Origin of the sequence: Sorangium sp. So ce394 (assembly GCF_051474665.1) — a bacterium.
GTDB classification, from domain to species: Bacteria; Myxococcota_A; Polyangia; order Polyangiales; family Polyangiaceae; genus Sorangium; species Sorangium cellulosum_D.
In genome coordinates this window covers 5,126,579-5,146,018 of record NZ_CP150339.1, presented here as the reverse complement: position 1 = coordinate 5,146,018, position 19,440 = coordinate 5,126,579, and the positions used below count along the sequence as shown (strand labels likewise).

Below are 19,440 nucleotides of genomic sequence, written 5' to 3'. Positions count from 1 at the left end.
GGATCGATGGAACGGCTGAACGTCCCTTCCGCGCTGCTCGTGCTCGCGTTCGCCGGCGGAGCGATGCCGGGCTGCGCGACGCAGGCGGCCTCCTCGACGCCGCCGGGCTCCGGACCTCCTGCGCCCGCCGCGCTTGCCTCGACCCCGGCCGCGGCCGCCACCCATACCCCGACCGCGAATCCGACCGCGAGCGCGGGCGCCCCCGCCGCGTCGACCGCGACGTCCCCGCCCTCGCCGCCCCAGACGCCGCGGACGTGGAATCTCGGCACGCCCGATGCGGTCGACATGGCGCGCCTGAGCGAGCTCGTGGGCGCTTTCCAGGACGGGCAGCTGAGCGGCCAGCTCGTCGACCTCTCCGCGCCCGCGCGCGCCCTCGGCGCCGAGCCCCGCCAGGCAGACGGGCTCGATCAGGTCGCCCCCTGGCGCGCCGAGCAGCTCGAGGCCAACCTGGACGAGGACGACGATCTCGAGCGCATCGTGAACATCGTGGCGTGCGGAACCGCGGACGGCGCTCCCCCGGACACGACGCCGGATCCGAGCTTCCCTTCCGCGAAGCAGTGCCCCGGGTACCTCATCCACCTGATTGCATGGCTCGATCCGGGGCCCACCGGGGCGCGCGCGGTCGGGTACCAGCAGCTAAGCCTCCCCTATGATGTGAACGGCGACACCGGCGTGACCGTCCGCGCCGAGCCGGTGCACACGGGCAAGCACCAGGACACGATCGTGCGCACGCACCTGCGGATCGAGGCCGGGACGACGGAGGTGACCGACGAGATCCACGTGTATGCGTTCCGCAAAGGGCGCATCGAGAAGATCCTCGACCACCAGAATTACTGGACCCGCAGCCATGTCGGCGGCAACGACGTGGGCCACCCGGCGTCCATGGACCTCGTCGGGAAGCCGCCGCGCGTGCTCGAGGTGACGGACGATGTCACCGGCAAGAAGACGCGCCTCCGCTTCGATCCGACCTCGTTTCGCTATCGTTGAGAACCCCGACTGGACCTGGTCACCCCATGAGCACGCTCCGCGACATCCTCGACCTCCCCGAAGAGGTCACCCGCAGCGCCTTCGGACGGCACCAGCGAGGCACTTGGTGTACGTTCGGTTCGAGGACCGCCCCGTGACCTGGAGAGCCACCCGAGAAGACCTCTGGACGGAGCAGACGCGCCGCGCGGCGGACCAGATCCGTGCCGGGAAGCAGGTCTTCGTCCACGGCGGCCCCGGCTACGGCAAGAGCTCCGTCGCCCTCCAGGTGGCGCGGGCGCTTGGCCCCGACGCCGTGTTCGTCCAGGTGCCGCCAGGAGCCGACCAGGTGGAGCACGTCGTCCTCACGATCGCCCACCACGCGGGACCGGAGTGCCTCGTCGAAGTAGACCAGCAGCTCAGCAGATCCGCAGGTCAGCCCGCCCCAGCGCTCGATGTGCTCGGCCGAGCGCTCGCCCGCAGCGGCGCGCTGCTCGTCATCGACGACGTCGACGCGCTCGGCAACGGGATGTCCAAGGAGATCCGGGAGGTCGTCGCACCACGGCTCCACGATCTGCGCGCATGGCTTTCCCGACACGCCGTCCTCTCCACCGGCGAGGTGGCCCCCCTGTCACGCGCCGCCAACGTTGAGCCCGTCACCCTCGACCGGCCGACCCGCCCCCCCTGCTCAATCGAAAACGCTACCGCGCATGACGTCGGTCCGCTCTGGTCGGCCGCTTACGGCGACCCGGGCCGATTCGGTCTCGCCGTAGCGCGGACGGTGCTCTCGGAGGATGTCGACACGCTCGTGCCCGGCCGCCTGAACGAGAAGGAGCTGCTCGACGAGGTCTGGTCGCTGCTCACCGCCGACATGGCGGACGTGCTGCTCCGCCTCGCGCTCCACGGGCGCCCGGTGTCTCGCGACCCCCTCGCCCGCGCGCTCCCCGGCATGACCAAAGCCGCGCTGGACGCCGCCCTCGATGCGGCCGAACGAGCGCTCCTCGTGACGCGAGACGGACAGCGGGTCGCTATTTCCACGCCTTCCTGGGAGGACTTCTGCGTCACCACGCTGCCGCCGGAGCGCATCGCCGAAGTCCACCGCGACCTCGCGCTGGCGTTCTCCGCGGGTATCAAGCTCGACGACCCCCGCGTCGGTCTCCGCGCCGTCGATATCGTCGAGTCGGTGAAGCATTTCGTCAATTACAGTCCCGCCGAGGCCAAGCGCTACGCGCGCTACGGCGTCACGATGCTGATCGAGCACGCGCGGGCTCTCTCGCTGCGCCGCGAGTTCGAGCGGGCGGAGCGGATGTACGCCGACGTCCTCGACGTCGACGCGCAGCTCCGCCGCGCCGGCGGCGACGGTATCGGCCCGCACGCGTCGGCCTACGCACGGCATTATTTCCACTACAATCGACACCACGCCCAGCGGGAGTTGCCTGAGGAGACCGAGCGCGGTTACGAGAGCTCCCTCACCGAATGGAAGCAGAACGCGACGTTCTGGTCCAATCTCGCGCTGCTCCGCTTCCGGCGCGGCCTCCCGGATCGCGCGCTCGACGCGCTCGACGCGGCGAGGAAGCGAGATAACGTCCCCGATCACAAGGGGAAGGAGCGCGAGCTGCGCGTGCGCACCGTCGATCACCTCCTCCACTGGGGCGATGTGGCGAACGCCGTCGCGGTCTGGGGCGACTACACGCCGGAATCCGCCAGCGACAGCGCCGTGGAGCGACGCCTCCAGGCCATGCTGACGCGGGGCTTCCGGGCGCGCGTGCTCCGCGTGCGCGGGCAGGCCCCGGTGTTCTTCCACCGAGATATCGAGATCACCATCCCGCGCGCGGGCAGGGAGTACGCATGTCAGGCGCGGGATCTCGCCCTCTCGGCGCGTGGCCCTTCACCGAAGACCGCGCTCGCCGCCATGCTCAAGAAGCTCCGTACCGAGGTCGCGGATCTGCTCGCCCGGCCCACCCACACGCTGTCGCGTGAGAAGATCACCCGGAAAGGTCTCCTCCTGAGCCTCGTCGACCTCGTCGCCTCCGGGCTGCTCGTGGGAACAAGCGACGAAGTCTGGGTGGTCGGGTGGTTGGAGCGCCTCGGCGACGAGCTGCTCTTCGTGGACGATGCGGGCAGGGCCTACGCGCTCGCCGAGGAGTTCGGCTCCCTGGCGGCGGACAATCGCCTCCGCTTCGCGCGCGTGGGGGCGGGCGCCGGCGGCCAGCCGGTGGGACCGGTGAGGGCGCTGGAGGAGCCGTTCTCCGGCGATCCTGACGAGCTGCTCCGCGAGTTCCAGCAGCGGGTGGGCGCCCATGGCTGATGCGGCGCCGCGCGTGGGCGTCTACATGCTCGACGTCGGTCAAGGAGACTGCACGTTCGTCTTGGGCCCCGAGTCGGACGCGACGTTCAAGCCCATTCTCTTCGATTGCCGGGATGCCTATGTGGCGACGCGGTTCGTCAAGGACCACCGCATCGCGCACCTCTCTGCCGTGGTGACATCGCACCTCGATTTCGACCACATCGCCGGGATGCTGCCCTTCCTGCGGGCTTTCGTGCACGACGGCGGCAAGGTCGGTGCGCTCCACGCCCACATCGACAAGAACCCGAGCCACGTCACCCGTCGCGCGGCCTACCTCTTCATGGCTCAGGCCGTCCGCTGGCACGACGAGAAGCGGATCCCGCTCGCGCCGTCGTTCCGGGACCTCGCGCCGCGGCGCCTCCACGACGGCGGCTCGTGGGCTGTGGACCTCGTCCTCCCGGAGTACGCGGCGCTGGTCGACATGCGGCTCGAAGGTGGTGAGGCGCCGAATCGCACCTCCACCGTGCTGCGCGTCTCCATGGGGGACCACGCGATCCTCGTCGGGGGCGACGCGACGCTCGACGCGTGGGCCCGGCTCGAGTCGGGCCTCTTGCCGGCCAACGTATTCCGCATCCCTCACCACGGCGGCAGCATCGACGAGAGGCCCGGCTCCTGGAAGGTGGCCGACCTCTACCGTCGGGTCCACCCGAGCGTCGCGGTAATCTCCGTGGGTACGAACAACGGATACGAGCACCCGCGACGGGCAATGCTCCCCTTCGCGCCAGCGGAGGGCGGCGATTGCCGGCTGCTGTGCACCCAGCTCACGCCGCGCTGCCACGACGACCCGCTCCTCGCGCGCGACCGCGCGCTCGGCAACCCCGCCCAGGTGACCTACCCCTATCGTCATCGCGTCGCCCGCGGCGATGGCCGCCGCAGCCGCCCGCGGGACGAAGTGCCCTGCGCCGGATCTATCGTGGCCTGGCTGAGCCCGGAGGGCGTCGAGATCGTTCCCGGCCCCGACGACTGGCACGACGGGTTCGTGGACTTGCTCGATCACCCGCTCTGCCGCCCGAACCTCGCCGTGTGATCGCTCCCCACTTCGAGAGACCCCCCATGAGCACGCTCCGCGACATCCTCGATCTCCCCGAAGAGGTCACCCGCAGCGCCTTCGTCGTCCGCCTCGCCGAGGCCGTCCACCACGCCGACGCGCTGATGGACCTCTACGCCATCACGCCGGACATCCACCACGCCCTCGACCGGGGCCTCGGGCTGATCGCCACCGCCATCGCGGAGAAGCGCAACGTGGCCGCCTTCATCCACGGCAGCTTCGGCTCCGGCAAGAGCCATTACATGGCCGTCCTGAGCCTCCTCGCCGCGAACCACCCGCGGCCCTGGGGCGAGCCCAAGCTCCACGACCTCTACGTCAAGCACGAGTGGGTGAAGCAGCGGAAGCTCCTCCGCCTGCACCTCAACATGATCGACGCCCCCTCGCTCGGGGACAAGGTCTTCGCCGCCTACCTCGACGAGACGCGCAGGCTGCACCCGGACGCGCCCATCGCGCCGCTCTTCGCCGACGGCCCGCTCTTCGAGAACGCGGCCCGGCTGCGCGCCCAGCTCGGCGACGAGGCGTTCTTCGCCCAGCTCAACGCCGGCGCCCAGGTTGATTCGCGCTGGGGCAAGAAGGCGGGCGACGCGTGGACGGGCGCCCGCTTCGACCAGGCGCGGGAGAGCGCCGAGCCCAAGGTCCGCGCCGCGCTCTTCAGCGCCCTCATCAAGACGGTCTTCCCCGCGTTCGCCCAGCAGGCCTCGGCCTTCCTCGGCTTCGAGCAGGGCATGGTCGCCATGAGCCGGCACGCCGCCTCGCTCGGCTACGACGCCATCGTCTTCTTCCTCGACGAGCTCGTGCTCTGGCTCGCCACCAAGGCCAGCAGCCCCGAGACGCTCAACAACGAGATCGGCAAGCTCGCCAAGCTGGTCGAGGGGCAGGCCGCCGAGCAGGCCGTGCCCATCGTCACGTTCGCGGCGCGCCAGCGCGACATCGGCGAGATGGTCGGCGAGCAGTACGCCGGCGCCGACGCCACCGCCGTGCGCAACAGCCTGCGGTTCTGGGAGGGGCGCTTCGACACCGTGAAGCTCCCGGACAAGGACCTGCCCGCCATCATCGCCAAGCGCGTCGTCCACCCGAAGGACGACGCCGCGGCGAAGAAGCTCTCGGCCGCGTTCGACACCATGCGCCGCACCCTCGGCCAGGCCGCGTGGGGGACCTTGCTCGGCGATCTCGGCGACGAGGCCGCGTTCCGGCAGATCTACCCGTTCAGCCCCGCCCTGGTCGAGGCGCTCGTGGCCATGAGCCACTACCTCCAGCGCGAGCGCACCTCGCTCAAGATCCTGGTGGAGATGCTGGTCGGGCAGCTCGACGACTTCGAGATCGGCAAGCTGGTGAGCGCCGGCGATCTCTACGACGCGCTCGCCGAGGGCGAGGAGCCGATGGACGGCACCATGCGAGAGCGCTTCGCGGCCGCGAAGCGGCTCTACGACAGCGAGCTGCTCCCGGTCATCTGGGAGCAGAACCAGACGGGCACGCCGGAGCGCTGCCAGCGCCTGCGGAACGACGGGCGGGCGGTCGGCTGCGCCAACTGCCGGGAGACGCGCTGCCGCAACGACAACCGCATCGCCAAGACGCTGCTGCTCGCCTCGCTGGCGCCGAACTGCCACGTCTTCCGCAACCTCACCGCGAGCCGCCTGGTGCAGCTCAACCACGGCACGCTGCGGTCCCCGGTGCCCGGCGGCGAGGCCACGCTGGCGGCGACCCGCGTGCGCGCCTGGGCCAAGGAGGTCGGCAAGGTCCGGGTCCAGGGCGAGGAAGATCCGCTGGTGACCGTGGTGCTCGAGGGCGTGGACGTGCGGCCCATCGTGCAGGCGGCCGGCCACTACGATCGCCCGGGCCCCCGCAAGGCCAAGCTGCGCGAGCTGCTCTTCGAAGCGCTCGGGCTGGAGCCGAAGGAAGGCGCCGTCCAGGGCTACAAGGTGCTCTGGCGCGGCACGGACCGGGAGGGCACCGTCGTCTTCGGGAACGTGCGCGAGATGGACGACGGCGTCCTTCGCGCCGGCGACGACGACGCGTTCCGGGTGGTCATCGACTATCCCTTCGACGACCCGGGGCGCAGCCCGCAGGAGGACGAGCAGCGCGTCGCGACGTTCGTGCAGGGCGCTTCGGACACGCCCACCATCGTCTGGCTGCCGAGCTTCCTCGCCGAATCGGCGCAGCGCGATCTCGGAGACCTGGTGGTGCTCGACCAGATCCTGGACGGGGACAACTGGAAGTCGCACCTCGCCAACCTGCGCCCCGACGACCAGACGCGCGCCCGCGAGGAGCTGACGAGCCGCGCGACGCAGAAGCGCGAGCGTCTCCGCCGCGCCCTCGACGCCGCCTACGGCCTCGTCCAGGCGCAGGCCGGGGTGCTGGATCCGACGCGCTCGGTGGCCCAGCACTTCCACGTGCTGCGGAGCGGGACCAAGATCCGGGGCCTCAGCGCGGCCGATCTGCGGCGCGGGCTGGTCTCCGCCATCGAGCAGCTGCTCGACGACCTCCACCCGCACCACCCGCGCTTCTCGGACAAGGTGACGCGGGGCAAGCTGGAGAAGGAGCTGCTCATGCTGGCCCAGCTCTGCGAGAGCGACGGGCAGCGGCTCCCGCTGGCGAAGAACGAGCAGAACGCCCTCCGCTTCTCCGACGAGCTGCGGCTCGTGAACGCGCGCGAGGGGCAGGCCACGCTGGTGGCGCAGGCCTACGACGAGATCGATCGGCAGCTCCGCGCCGCCAACGTGGACACGCCCGACGTGGCGGCCATGCGCCGGCTCTTGGACCCGGCGCGGACGCGCGGCTACACGCCCGAGGTGGCCGACTTCCTCGTGCTTGCCTACGCCACCGTGCGCGGCCGCGAGCTGGTGCGCGGCGGTCAGACCGTGAAGAGCCCGACGCTCGGGCGGCTGGACGGCGACGCCGAGCTGCTCCAGCCGCGCCTGCCCGACGAGGCCGCCTGGCACCGGGCGCTCGGGCGGGCGGGCACGCTCTTCGGGATCACCGTGGGCAAGGCGCACACGGCCAAGAACGTCCGCGCCTTCGCCGAGAAGCTCAATGCTGCGGTGGAGCGCGCGTTCCAGGACCGCGCCGATACCGTCGCGGAGCTGCTCGCCCGGCGCGCCGAGTTCTTCAGCGCGGCCCCGGCGCGGCTGCGCACGGCCCGTCGTGTCGCGGAGCTGCTTCACCAGCTCAAGGGGCGCGACGCGGTGGCGCAGGTCCACGCGCTCGCGGACATCGAGCCGGAGACCTCGGACTCGGCGATGCACCGTCACCTCACGAGCGCGCGCGCCAACGCCGAGGTGCTCGGCAACGACGTGAACTTCGCGAGCTTCCCGGCGCTCGTGGGGCGCACCGACGGCGCGGCAGCAGAGATCCTGGCCGCGCTCCGGGACGTGCTGGACAAGGACGAGATCATGGCCACGCTGGCCCCGAAGCTCGGCGAGCTCAGCATTCGTGCCCAGAAGCTCCTGCAGCCGCCGCCTCCGCCGCCTCCGCCGCCGATCGGCCCGACGACGGAGCCGCCGATCGGCGCGACGACGGAGGAGCTGCGCGCCGTGGTATCCTCGCCGGCGGATCTCCCGGCCGTGGTCGAACGGCTCAAGGAAGCGCTCGCGCACGCACCTCGCGGCGCGCGGATCGAGCTCGCGTGGAAGGTCGTGAAATGATCGAAGCTCCCCATCTCTCGATGGCGGATCTCCACGACGAGCTGGCGCTTATCCATCGCCGCAAGCACCGCACGTACACGACCGCGCTGTACGCGACCGGCGAGCCGGGGGAGCTCACGCTCAAGCTGGACGCGGGGGACATCCGCTTCAAGGCTCGACCGGTCCGCTGCGAGCTCGACTTCCGGCGCGCCCTCGCCGACGCCGCCGGCACCGAGCACCTCGTGCTCCTCGTCGACTATCCCGCCGACCGGCTGCCCGCCGATCTCCAGGGCCGGATCGCCGCCGGCAAGGTGTACCCCGTCGACCGCTCGCGGCGCGTGGCGCGCCTCTTCGGCGCGAGCGCGGTGAGCCCCGAGGTCCTCTCCTGCCGTCCGCTGTGCGATGCGCTGCTCGCCGATCCGAAGCCTCTCTCGTACGGGATCGCGGGCTCCACCGTCGACCTGCACACGGCCTGGCGCGCGCTGCTCTCCCGTGCCGCGGGCTTCCCGCACGACGGCGAGCTCTCGGAGGCGCGCCTCGTGCAGCACTGCGCGACAGGCGCGCCGCCGCCGGGCTTCGCGGCGAGGCTCGGGGCCGCCACCGCGGTCGGGAAAGAGCTGCTCGGCTACCTCGGGCAATCCGTGGGGCCGCTCGCCGCGCTCGCGTGGCGGGCATGGGAGACGGGGAAGGCTCGGACCGTCGCCGCCCTGGCGTTCGTGCTCGACGGTGGCGGCGAGCGGGTGCGCAGCGACGCAGGGCTGCGCGGCAGCCTCGCGCTCGTGCTCAAGGGCATCGACCCCGCCCTCGCGGACGCTCCCAAGCAGAACCCGGCGCTCATCGAGCGCTGGGCCGCGCTGGCAGGCGATCTCTACCTGCGCCTCTCGGACGAGACCGCGCGCGCCGTGCTGGCCGAGGCGAACGAGGTCGTCGCCGATCGCGAGGTCGCCGAGGCCCTCGCGGGCAGCCGGTTCTTGCGGGTCGCGTTCGAGTCGACGTCGCACCGGCTGGCCCGGGTCCTTCGCGCCGCGGCGGCCGGTCCGAGCGACGCCGGGCAGCTCGACGAGGCGCGCGCAGCGCTCGAGCGGCTCGGCCGTCACGTGCTGCACAAGACCCAGGAGGGCGGGGAGCTGGTCGTCCGGGCGCGGATGGCCGTGCGCCTCATCGCTTACCTGCTCTCGCGCCCGGACCTGGAGAAGAGCGCTGCTCTCCTGGGATCCTATGGCCACGTCTTCGCCCTCGCGGAGCACTACGTGACCGACGGCGCGTATGTCGACTTCGCGCGCGCGCGGGCCCGCGGGCCCGTCGGCTCGGAGCTGGAGAAGAGCATCGAAGCGGTGCTGGCCCGCGCGGACGCGCTGCGCGAGCGCGACGACGAGGCGTTCGCGCGCGCTTACGTGGCATGGCTGAACAGCGGCAGCCCGAAGAGCCCGACGGTGATCCCGATCTCCGAGGGGCTCGACGCGTTCGCCGCCGCCTTCATGAAGGATCAGCCGCACCGGCGCCTGCTCGTGGCCTTGCTCGACGGCATGTCGTGGGCCAACGCCATCGAGCTGCTGCAGGACTGCGAGCTGAAGGAGGTCGCGCCCCTGCGGTGGTGCCTCGGCCGGAACGGCGGCCGCGCCATGCCCATGCTCGCCGCGCTCCCATCGCTCACGGGCGTGAGCCGCGCTGCGTTGTTCGCGGGCAAGCGCGTGAAGGCGGGCGAGCCGCTCGACACGAGCAAGGACCCCGAGCGGTTCGCGACCCACGCCGGGCTGCGACGTGCGGGGATCGACGGTGCCGTCCTCTACCTGAAGGATTCCGTCGAGACGTCCTCCGGCGATCTGCACCCGAAGGCCATCGAGCTCGTCCGCTCGGCGGACCGCGTCGTCGGCCTGGTCATCAACGCGCTGGACGATCAGCTCGGAGGCGCGCGCCAGGTCCGCGTGCCGGCCGATCTCGGACACATCAAGCCGCTCGGTCGGCTGCTCGTGGAGGCCCGGGAGGCGAACCGCGCGGTGCTGCTCATCGCCGATCACGGGCACGTCCGCACCGACCGCATGACGAGCGTCGGGCGGGCCGGCGACGGCAAGCGCTATCGCTACCTCGGGGAGAATGAGAAAAGCGAGGACGGCGAGGTGGTCGCCACCAGCGAGGTGGCATGGGTGCCGCGCGGCAAGGCGAAGGTGGCGATGCTCTACCGTGACTGCGACGCGTACGGCTCGACGGCGACAACCGGCGAGCATGGCGGCGCGTCGCTCGCCGAGATCGTCACGCCGGCCGTCCTCGTCGGCTCCGACCAGCTCCGGCGGCGCGTGGAGGTGGCCGAGGGCAGAGACGATCCCGAGCTGGAGGTCGCGCCGTTTCCGCGCCCGGAGTGGTGGGATCTGGAGGCGCCGGCCCCGGCGCGGCCCCAGCCGGCCTCACAGCCGAAGCCCCCCCCGCCTCCCCCGCCCCCGAAGAAGCACCAGCCGCTTCTGCCCATCTTCGAGGCGGCGCCGCCCCCACCGCCCCCGCCGCCGCCCGCGGAGCCCGCCGTCGAGAGCCCGTGGCATACCCGGCTCTGCGCATCCGAGGCCTTCGAGGGGCGCACCGCCGCGGAACGGAAGCGCCTGCGGGAGGTGATCGCGCCGCGGGTCGCGCTCCTGGCCGACGCCGGCGGCGCCATGCCGGCGGACGTGTTCGCGCACCGGGTCGGCGTCCTGCCTCACGCGGTCAGCGGTGTCGTCTCCGAGCTGCAGGAGTGGATCAACTTCGACGCTTACCTCATCGTCGAGCACGATCCGCGCTCCAAGCGGGTCACGCTGAACGTACCCCTCCTTGACGAGTACCTGAAGGAGGCCGGCTGATGGATCTCGGCACGCTGCGCCGGAAGGAGATCATCGCGCCGCTGCGCAACGGCACGGTGCCCCGGCGCGGGCTCGAGCACCTCGCCGTCGGGCTCAACCGCTTCGAGGCCGCCATCGACGAGGAGCTGGAGCACGTCGCGCACGGATACGGCGCCTTCAAGGCGGTGCGCGGCGAGTACGGGAGCGGCAAGACGTTCTTCTCCCGCTGGGTGCAGCACCGGGCGCAGCAGCGCGGCTTCGCCACGGCGGAGGTGCAGATCTCCGCGAGCGAGACGCCGCTCCACAAGCTGGAGACCATCTACCGGCGCGCCCTGGAGAGCCTGCGCACCAAGGAGTGGGACAGCGGCGCCTTCCGCGCCCTCGTGGACCGCTGGTTCTATGGCCTCGAGGAGGAGGTCCACGCCCGCGGCGGCCCCCGAGAGCCGGCGGCCCTCGCGGAGGAGGTCGGCGATCTGCTCGAGACCCGTCTCACGGCCGTGCGCGACACGCAGCCGCTCTTCGCGACGGCGCTCCGGGCCTGCTATCGAGCGCGGGTCGAGGAGGACAACGCCACGGCGGACGGCCTGCTCGCCTGGCTGATGGGGCAGCCGAACGTGGGCGCGAGCGTCAAGCGCCCGGCCGGGTTGCAGGGCGACATCGACGGCACGGCCGCGGCCGGCTTCCTCCGCGGGCTGCTCGTCCTGCTGCGCGAGACCGGCCGCAAAGGGCTGCTCTTGGTGCTCGACGAGGTTGAGACGATCCAGCGCATGCGCGCCGACGTGCGCGAGCAGAGCCTCGACGCGCTCCGCAAGCTCATCGACGACATCGACGGCGAGCGCTACCCCGGCCTGTACGTGATGATCACCGGCACTCCCGCCTTCTTCGAGGGCCCGCAGGGCATCAAGCGGCTCGCCCCGCTCGAACAGCGCCTCTACCAGGACTTCTCGGGCGACCCGCGCTTCGACAGCGCGCGGGCGACCCAGATCCGGCTCCTGCCGTTCGACGTCGAGAAGCTCATCGAGGTGGGCGGCAAGGTGCGCGCGCTTTACCCGACCAAGCACCCGCAGCGCATCGCCGAGCGCGTCGGCGACGCCGTGGTGCGCGATCTCGCGACCGCGCTCACCGGCAAGCTGGGCGGCAAGGTCGGCGTGGCGCCGCGGCTGTTCCTGCGCAAGATGGTAAGCGAGCTGCTCGACAAGGTCGACGAGCACGAGGAGTATGACCCGCGGCGCGATTTCAAGCTGGTGGTCGACACCCGCGAGATGACGTCCGCCGAGCGCGAGGCGGCCGGCCTGGAGACGACCGTGGACGACATCGCGCTCGATCTCCCGTCGCAGAGCGACGGGGAGCGCCGTTCGGAATGACGTCCTTCGACCGGCTGACCCCCGCTGTCCAGTACCAGATCCTCAACACCCTGGGCTTTCGCGAGCTCCGGCCGGTGCAGGAGATGACCATCGACGCGGTGCTCGACGGCAGGAACTGCGTCGTCCTCGCGCCGACGGCCGGTGGCAAGACGGAGGCAGCCTTCTTTCCGCTCCTCTCGGCGATGGAGGCCGGGGATTGGAGGCCCGTCTCGGTGCTGTACCTCTCGCCGATCCGGGCACTCCTGAACAACCAGGAGGCGCGGGTCGCGCGCTACGCGGAGACCATCGGACGCCGCGTGTTCAAGTGGCACGGGGACACGGGCGCGCCGGCGCGCCGGCGGTTCATCCAGGAGCCGGCCGACATCCTGCTGACGACGCCCGAAGCGCTGGAAGCCATGTTGATGAGCCCCAAGGTGCCCGCTGCCCGGCTATTCGCGGGGTTGCGCGCCGTCGTCATCGACGAGATCCACGCGTTCGCGGCGGGGGATCGAGGCTCCCATCTCGCCGCCTTGCTGGAACGGATCTCCAGGTTCTGCAGGTTCGACGTGCAGCGCATCGGGCTCTCGGCCACCGTCGGCAACCCGGAGGAGATTTTGCGCTGGATCCGCGGCCACTCCGAGCGCGAGGGGGTTGTCGTGTCGCCGCCTCGGCTCGGCACGACTCCAAAGCTGGCCCTCGACTACGTGGCGAGCGTCCCCAACGCCGCGAAGGTGATCGCAGCGCTCCACCCGGGGAAGAAGCGCCTTGTGTTCGTCGACTCACGCCGCGGCGCCGAGGAGCTGGGCCGCGAGCTGCTCGCCGGCGGCGTCGATACGCACATCGTCCACGGCTCCCTCGCGCCCGCGGAGCGGAGGGATGCCGAGCGCGCGTTTCAAGAGAAGCAGGACTGCGTGATCGTCTCGACGAGCGCGATGGAGCTGGGGATCGACGTCGGCGATCTCGACCACGTCTTGCAGATCGACTGCCCGGCGACGGTCGCGAGCTTCCAGCAGCGCATGGGTCGCACCGGCCGGAGGCCGGGGACGACTCCGAACTGCACTTTCCTCGCCACGAAACCTGAGGCCGTGCTCCAGGCGGCTGCACTCCTGCGCCTTCACCGCCGGGGATACGTCGAGCCTGTGCGGCCGTCCAGACGGGCGTTCCACATCATGGCCCACCAGCTACTGGCCCTGTCGATCCAGCTCGAAGGCGTGGGTGTGCGGGACTGGTTCGCATGGCTGGACGGGGCGACCCCGTTTGCAGAGGTGACGGCCGAGCAGCGTGCCGCGCTTGTCGCCTTCATGCTGGAGCAAGGGATCCTGGTTGGGGATGGCGGGAGGCTGAGCTTGGGGCCCGAGGGCGAACGGCGTTACGGCCGTCGGAACTTCGCCGAGCTGTACGCGGTCTTCTCCACGCCGCGGCTGATTACCGTGCATTGGGGCACGCGCGAGCTCGGGACGATCGACGCGGAGTTCCTCGAGTCTCTGGACAGCGACCAGAAGCGTGCGGCGTTCTCGCTCGGAGGGCGGCCGTGGCAGGTGATTCGGGTGGACTGGGGGCGCGGCCTCTGCGCTGTGGAGCCTGCGGACCACGCCCGCGCCGCACGGTGGACAGGCGCACCTGGTTTCCTCGGCTTCGAGTTGGTGCAGGCCATGCGGGAGGTGCTCGTGTCCGACGATGCCGACCCATGGTGGTCGAGACGCGCGGCCGAGGCGATCGCCGGGCTGCGCGCCGAGGCGACGTTCCTGCGGGACGCGCCGGCACCGGTCGTCGAGGGGCCGAATGAGGTCACGTGGTGGACCTACATCGGGGGGCGCGGGAACATGCTCCTGGCCAGGATGATCGAGGCCGAGCTCGGCGGTCGGTGCGTGGTCCGGAACACCTCGATCACGTGCAAGGAGGCAGCGGGGATGAGCGCGGCTGGCGTACGAGAACTGGTGCGCCGCCTAGGAGAGGAAGGGCGTCCCGGGCTCGCCGATGCGCGCCGGTTTGCTCGCACGTGCGCAGGAAGGATGCGGCTTTCGAAGTTCCAACCATGCTTGCCTGACGAGCTGCTGGACGAGTTCCTCATCGAAGCGCTTGATATCGCCGCGGCCAGGGGGGCCGTCGAGGCCGCGAGTTGATGTGATCTCACGCCACCGCCGCCGCGAACGACGCGAACAGGTCCCCCGGCAGCGGCATCGCGCAGCCGGCACGTGATCGCCATCGGCAACTCGCGCGGGTGCCGCAGGATTTCGCCGGCCCCACGAACCACCAAAGCGCCGGCGAGACGGGCAGACGGCTGGCCAAGGGGGATCGCGGGTCGGAGGAGGCCTCTCCACCGCGGAGATGGGTGCCACCCATCTTTTCTTGGAGCCACGTCCACCCGGAGACGGGTGCCACCCATCTTTTCTTGAAGGCACGTCCACCGCGGAGATGGGTGCCACCCATCTTTTCTTGAAGGCACGTCCACCGGGAGACGGGTGCCACCCATCTCCCGCGTGGACGCGCCACCTCACCCGGATGGGTTCACGGCATCCCGCCCGCGTCCGGCAGGGGCGCCGGGACGGCTTCGGGCTTCTTGGCGGGGGCTTTCCGGCGGGATCTCCCGAGGTCGTCGACCATCTCGACGTAGGGCGCCAGCAGGAACGCGGCGAGCGCCTCGCTCCCCGGGATCTCCGGGTCGGCGTGGCTCTCGATCTTCTGGATCAGGCTCCGCAGCGCATCCCGGGCGGCGCTCCACTGCGGCCTGCCGTCGGTCGGCCCGCCCTCCTTGGCGAGGACCACGGTCGTGAAGCCGTAGGCCTCGCCGAAGCGCGCGTGGGCGGCGACGAGCTGCCGGTAGTGCCGGGTCCCGCCGAACCCCTCGATCACCGCCTGCGCGCGCTCCTCCTCCAGCGTCTTCATCCGCTGGACCATCGCGGCCCACTGGATCCGGGGCCGGCGCGTGATGAAGCGAAGCCCCTCGGGCGCCGGGAAGAGCTGCGCATACAGCCAGCGCGCCTCGAACGGCGACGGCGCCTCCCGATCCTCCGAGAGCCCGGCCGCTCCCGCGTTCCACTGCTCGAACGCGCGCCATCGGTCGTCGCTGTCGGTGTTCGCCGCGCTCCGCTCGGCCTCGCTCGGCGCCGCATGGCGCTGGTCGGCCTGCGCGCTCGCTCGCTGGCCGCGGAACCCCTGAAGCTCCGTCGCGGCCGCGTCGAAGCGCTTCCACGGCCTGTCGATGTGCGGCGGCAGCGCCGCGAGGGGCTCGAGCCCCCTGGGCAGCGGCGCGTCGGCCTCCTTGCGCTTACCGCCCCTGGGCCGAAGCACCGCCGCGATCCGCGCGCTCATCTGATCTCGGAGACCGATCACGTCGTCCGCGACGAGATCCGGGGGCAGGACGATGGTCGAAAACATCGGTGATTCACTCACGGGGTAAACCTCCTGTGCTATCTGATGGAATCCGGCCTGTTGCCGTGGCGACACGCCGTCGTTTCGTTGCGGCGTGGCGGCACGGCAACCGACGTGCCGGCGCGAGGTGCGTCCCTATCTCGGCGCAGCGTTTGAGGACGACGACGGGGTGAGCGCAGCGACCTGTTATGTGCCGCAACAGATTGCGCTGTTGCGCAACGCTCCCGTCGGCGGCTCACGATGGCCCCGGCGATCGCGATCAGAAACCACCGCGGGGGTCAATCGCGCGGCGGCCTCCGAGAGCCGCGGCAGCTCGTCGCTCCTCGCGTCCGCCAGGCCCTCGGCGAACGCGACCGCGCCCGACCCCACGCGGGCGCCGGGCACGCGTGCGAGGATCGCCTTCGGGAGCCAGATCCTCGGATACGTAGTCAACGCCACCGGCGACCCACACCCGCCAGCTTGCGGGCAGGTTCTCGACGGTCGGAGCGCGCGTGCTACTACGGCGCCGGCCATGAACGCATCGAAGGCGATCGAGGAGCGGGTGGACCGCTTCGTGAAGGATATCCTGCGCCTGGTCCGACGGGTCCAGGAAGAGCACCGCGCCACGGCGCGCCGGGCTGTAACGGCGATGCTGACCGATCCGGGACGGCCGGCGGCGAACGCCTCCTCGGAGCGCCGTCCGAGGCGCCGGAAGGCGCCCGCGCCCACCCAAAAGAGCGTGGCTGGGCCTGTGAGGAGCAGGAAACACGCCACGCGCTCGGGAGCGCCGAGCGCCTCGACGACGGCGGCACCGGCCACGAAGAGGATCGTGGCACCAGCATCCGGCCCGGACCGTACCACGGCTGGCGTGACGGCCACGGCCGGAGCCTCCACGAGCGAGCGGGAGGCTGTGGTGCTCGAAACCGTTCGATCCCTCGTGCGCGGGACGGCAACGGAGATCGCCACACGCAGCGGGCTGCCGAACGGGAGCGTCTACGTCGCGCTTCGCGCGCTCATGGCTCGCGGCCGCGTGGCGAGAGCCGAGACAGCGAGGGGCTTCGAGTACAGCCTCGTTTCGCCAGGCGAGATCCGTCCCTTCAAGCGCGTGAGGGCTGCGAGGCCCGCAAGCCCTGCCGAGACGGAACGGACCGCCGACGCCGCGCTCGCGGACTAGAAGATCCCGCTGCGGAGAGCTCTGGCGCCGGTGATCCTTGAGGGCCGTCACGCCCGTCTTCCGGATGAGCTCGAGACGCACGTGCGTGCTTCACCAGCGCACGTGGAGCGTCGCGCTCCAGATCGCCGCGCCTTCGCCCGATGGCCCCCGCGATCTCGTCGGCCGCGATCGGTGGCAACGCGACCATCTCCGTCTCCTCCCGGAGACCCGGGGCGACGCGGCACTAGCCTAGCGCGAGCGCCCAATCCGCACGCCGAAATACGTAGGCCCCCACGCAGCCGCGCCCGGGTCGAGCTCCGGCGGCGCCAGGTCCGAGAACGCAACGTCCGCACACACGAGCCAGATCGACGGCGACCTCTCGGCCGTGAACTGGTGCGCCATCGCAGAGATCTCGATCAGGTTGTGCATCGGAACCACGCCGGCCGCGGCTGGGGCCTCCTCCTGATCGAACGGCAGCCGCACCAGGTACACGTCCTTGTCCCCCCACGGCACCTCCGAGCGCGCCACCTCCGCGCTGGCTGCGATGATCCCGCCGCGCTCGTCGCTCGCAAGCCGCGCGCAGAGCCACGCGAGCACATCGTCCTTCCGTGGGCCGCCATCCAGACATAGCTCCGATCGCGATCTCGCTGGAATCGGAGCGTCGCGAAGCCTGCCCCCCGTCGCGAGCCCCATCTCCTCCACGAGCTCGACGAGCGCGACACCCCGATCCGTGGGCGCGCGGCGGCGCAGCGCGGCAGCAGCGGCGGCGCGCACGCGCGCGTCGCTGTCGCGCAGCCGCGCCCGGGCGAGGTCGACGGCGCTCGCGTCGTCGCCGAGGAGCTCCAGCACCGCGGCGCGGAGCGCGGGGCTGGGATCGTCCATCCGCGCGATGACCGCGCCGCGGTGCTGCCCCTGGGCCCAGAGGAGCCTCGCGGCCGGGATCCTCAGCGCATCGAGCTCCTGCACATCGTCCAGCATCCCGAGGAGGGGCTCCGCGGGAGCGTCGGCGGGCGCCAGCGACTCCAGCGCGACCCGGGTCACCTCGGCGGCGTAGTCGCCTCGCTCCACGATGGCGCGCAGCCGGCCCGCGTGCTCCGGCCGGCCCGCGATCGCCCGCGCCGCCGCGAGCTGCGCCGGATCGCCGTCCATGTCCGATGGCTCGTCCAGCATCGCGGCGATCCGCTCCACGGAGCCCGCGTCCCGCGCCAGCGCCGTGATCGCCGCGGCGCGAACCGCGGCGGAGGGCTCGTCGAGGAGCTCCCGGACGCGCGGCACCGCCGCCTCGTCCCCGGCCAGCGCCTCCGCCGCCGCGGCGCGCACGGCGCCGTCGCCGTCCCCGAGCCGTCGCAGGAGCGCTTCCCGCGCTTCTGCCGCCCCGGCAACGGCCCTCGTCGCGACCGCACGCCACCACGGGTCTGGATCGTCGAGCCGCCCCACGATGGCCTCATCCCCGGCGTCGCCGAGCGCGCTGGCCGCATCGGCACGGACGAGCACATCGGGGTCGTCGAGCAGCGCGCGCACCCCCGCGACCGAGGAGGGATCCCGGGCCAGGTCGCGCAGCCTGCGCCGCCGCTCCACGCGCCGGGCCGGACGGAGGCGCGCACGCAGCAGCGGGAGCGACCCCGGATCGTCGCGCAGCGCCTGCATCGCGGCGGGTCCGACCGGGGATGGCGCGTCGATGTACCGCCGGAGCAGCGAAATCGCCGGCGGATATCGGCCGAGGACCTCGATGGCGGCCCGGCTGACGTGGGGATCCGGATCTTCCAGGCAAGGCGTCATGCTGTCGAACAGCGCATCCTGGCGCGCGAGGCTGCTCACGGCGCGCGCCCGCACGAACGGCTCGGCGTCCTCGACCAGGGCCCGACGCGCCGCGACGGACGCCGCGTCGTCCCGCAGAGCCGACGCGGCGACCCCGCGGAGCGTCGGGCTCCGATCGGACAGCAGCGCTCGGATCATCTCCTCCTCGCCGGCGCGCATGGTCTCTACGATCGCCACGCGCACGGACGCGTGCTCGCTCGTATCCGCGAGCCGCCCTGCCCTCACCTGCCGCGCCACCGCATCGAAGCCGAGCACCGACACCGCTGCCGCCCGGACAAGCGGCGAGGGATCCCCGGCCGCCAGGCCAAGCAGCGCGCTCGCCGCTTCCGGATCGCGACGCAGCGCCCGCGCTGCCGACGCGCGAACCAGGGGTACCTCGTGCGCGAGCAGGGCCCGCACATAGGGGCGCTGCTCCGGATATGCCCAGAGGTCCTCGAGCACGAAATCGCGGACATCACTCGCCAGCGCAGCGAGCCGGCCCTTCACGTGCTCAATCACCGTCGGCTCTCTGACCAGGGCACGCACCAGCGCGCCCTCGAGCCGAAGCGCCTCCGGATCCGCCCCAGGGCTCGGCAGCGGCGCCTCGAGCGCCCGGCGCAGGACGGGCGTGTACCTGGGATCGCCGGCGAGCAACGTCGCCGCCGCCGCGCGCACGCCGCACGACGGATCGCTCGCCAGGAGGTGCGCCGCCATCGGTCGAGCCAGAGGATCGGCGCGCAGGCCGGCGACCGAGGCGGCGCGCACCTCGCGTTGCGCCGCGGTCACCCCCTGGCGCAACACCGGCAGGCTGCTCGGCGCGAACGCCACGGCGAGAAGGGCCGCCTCGCGGATCGCGACAGGTTCCCCGGCGAGCGCGAGCTCCCGCAGCCGCTCCTGAGACGCCCAGTCGTCCCTGAGCACGTGGATGGCCGCCACGCCGACCCCCGCGTCGGACCAGCCCGAGGTCTCCCAGACGGCAATCATTTCATCGGATATGGCGGTCACCATCGC

10 protein-coding genes are annotated in these 19,440 nt (G+C 71.8%); 8 read left to right on the top strand and 2 right to left on the bottom strand.

Features of this window, described 5'->3' with window-relative positions:
- Positions 1-6 precede the first annotated feature (6 nt).
- From WMF33_RS18900 to WMF33_RS18870, 7 genes are all read left to right on the top strand, one after another.
- Positions 7-987 (top strand): hypothetical protein, encoded by a 981-nt coding sequence (locus WMF33_RS18900; protein WP_437338432.1) that lies wholly within the window; start codon positions 7-9, stop codon positions 985-987.
- A gap of 133 nt (positions 988-1,120) precedes the next feature.
- Positions 1,121-3,271: an AAA family ATPase gene (locus WMF33_RS18895; RefSeq protein ID WP_437338431.1), complete on the top strand. Its 2,151-nt coding sequence runs from the start codon at positions 1,121-1,123 to the stop codon at positions 3,269-3,271.
- Positions 3,264-4,337, top strand: coding sequence for a ComEC/Rec2 family competence protein (locus WMF33_RS18890; RefSeq protein ID WP_437338430.1), 1,074 nt, complete (start codon positions 3,264-3,266; stop codon positions 4,335-4,337). Before WMF33_RS18895 ends, WMF33_RS18890 begins: the two co-directional genes overlap by 8 nt.
- A 26-nt stretch (positions 4,338-4,363) precedes the next feature.
- Positions 4,364-7,999, top strand: coding sequence for a hypothetical protein (locus WMF33_RS18885; RefSeq protein WP_437338429.1), 3,636 nt, complete (start codon positions 4,364-4,366; stop codon positions 7,997-7,999).
- Positions 7,996-10,806 (top strand): BREX-2 system phosphatase PglZ, encoded by a 2,811-nt coding sequence (pglZ, locus tag WMF33_RS18880; protein WP_437338428.1) that lies wholly within the window; start codon positions 7,996-7,998, stop codon positions 10,804-10,806. Before WMF33_RS18885 ends, pglZ begins: the two co-directional genes overlap by 4 nt.
- Positions 10,806-12,149 carry a BREX system ATP-binding protein BrxD gene (gene brxD / locus WMF33_RS18875; protein ID WP_437338427.1) on the top strand — a complete coding sequence of 448 codons (1,344 nt, stop codon included), beginning with the start codon at positions 10,806-10,808 and terminating at the stop codon, positions 12,147-12,149. Before pglZ ends, brxD begins: the two co-directional genes overlap by 1 nt.
- Positions 12,146-14,251: a DEAD/DEAH box helicase gene (locus tag WMF33_RS18870; RefSeq protein ID WP_437338426.1), complete on the top strand. Its 2,106-nt coding sequence runs from the start codon at positions 12,146-12,148 to the stop codon at positions 14,249-14,251. The genes brxD and WMF33_RS18870 overlap by 4 nt, the downstream gene beginning before the upstream one ends.
- Before the next feature lie 385 nt (positions 14,252-14,636).
- On the opposite strand, the gene WMF33_RS18865 is transcribed toward WMF33_RS18870, so the two are convergent.
- Positions 14,637-15,506 carry a hypothetical protein gene (locus WMF33_RS18865; RefSeq protein ID WP_437338425.1) on the bottom strand — a complete coding sequence of 290 codons (870 nt, stop codon included), beginning with the start codon at positions 15,504-15,506 and terminating at the stop codon, positions 14,637-14,639.
- 505 nt (positions 15,507-16,011) lie between these two features.
- Here WMF33_RS18865 and WMF33_RS18860 point away from each other — a divergent pair.
- Positions 16,012-16,653, top strand: coding sequence for a helix-turn-helix domain-containing protein (locus tag WMF33_RS18860; RefSeq protein ID WP_437338424.1), 642 nt, complete (start codon positions 16,012-16,014; stop codon positions 16,651-16,653).
- 228 nt (positions 16,654-16,881) lie between these two features.
- Here WMF33_RS18860 and WMF33_RS18855 read toward each other — a convergent pair whose 3' ends face one another.
- Positions 16,882-19,434 (bottom strand): HEAT repeat domain-containing protein, encoded by a 2,553-nt coding sequence (locus tag WMF33_RS18855; RefSeq protein ID WP_437338423.1) that lies wholly within the window; start codon positions 19,432-19,434, stop codon positions 16,882-16,884.
- Positions 19,435-19,440 lie beyond the last annotated feature (6 nt).

Coding starts and splice junctions, on each gene's coding strand:
- WMF33_RS18900 (WP_437338432.1), top strand. CDS start 7: ATGGAACGGCTGAACGTCCCTTCCGCGCTGCTCGTGCTCGCGTTCGCC.
- WMF33_RS18870 (WP_437338426.1), top strand. CDS start 12,146: ATGACGTCCTTCGACCGGCTGACCCCCGCTGTCCAGTACCAGATCCTC.
- WMF33_RS18890 (WP_437338430.1), top strand. CDS start 3,264: ATGGCTGATGCGGCGCCGCGCGTGGGCGTCTACATGCTCGACGTCGGT.
- pglZ (WP_437338428.1), top strand. CDS start 7,996: ATGATCGAAGCTCCCCATCTCTCGATGGCGGATCTCCACGACGAGCTG.
- WMF33_RS18885 (WP_437338429.1), top strand. CDS start 4,364: ATGAGCACGCTCCGCGACATCCTCGATCTCCCCGAAGAGGTCACCCGC.
- brxD (WP_437338427.1), top strand. CDS start 10,806: ATGGATCTCGGCACGCTGCGCCGGAAGGAGATCATCGCGCCGCTGCGC.
- WMF33_RS18860 (WP_437338424.1), top strand. CDS start 16,012: ATGAACGCATCGAAGGCGATCGAGGAGCGGGTGGACCGCTTCGTGAAG.
- WMF33_RS18865 (WP_437338425.1), bottom strand. CDS start 15,506: ATGTTTTCGACCATCGTCCTGCCCCCGGATCTCGTCGCGGACGACGTG.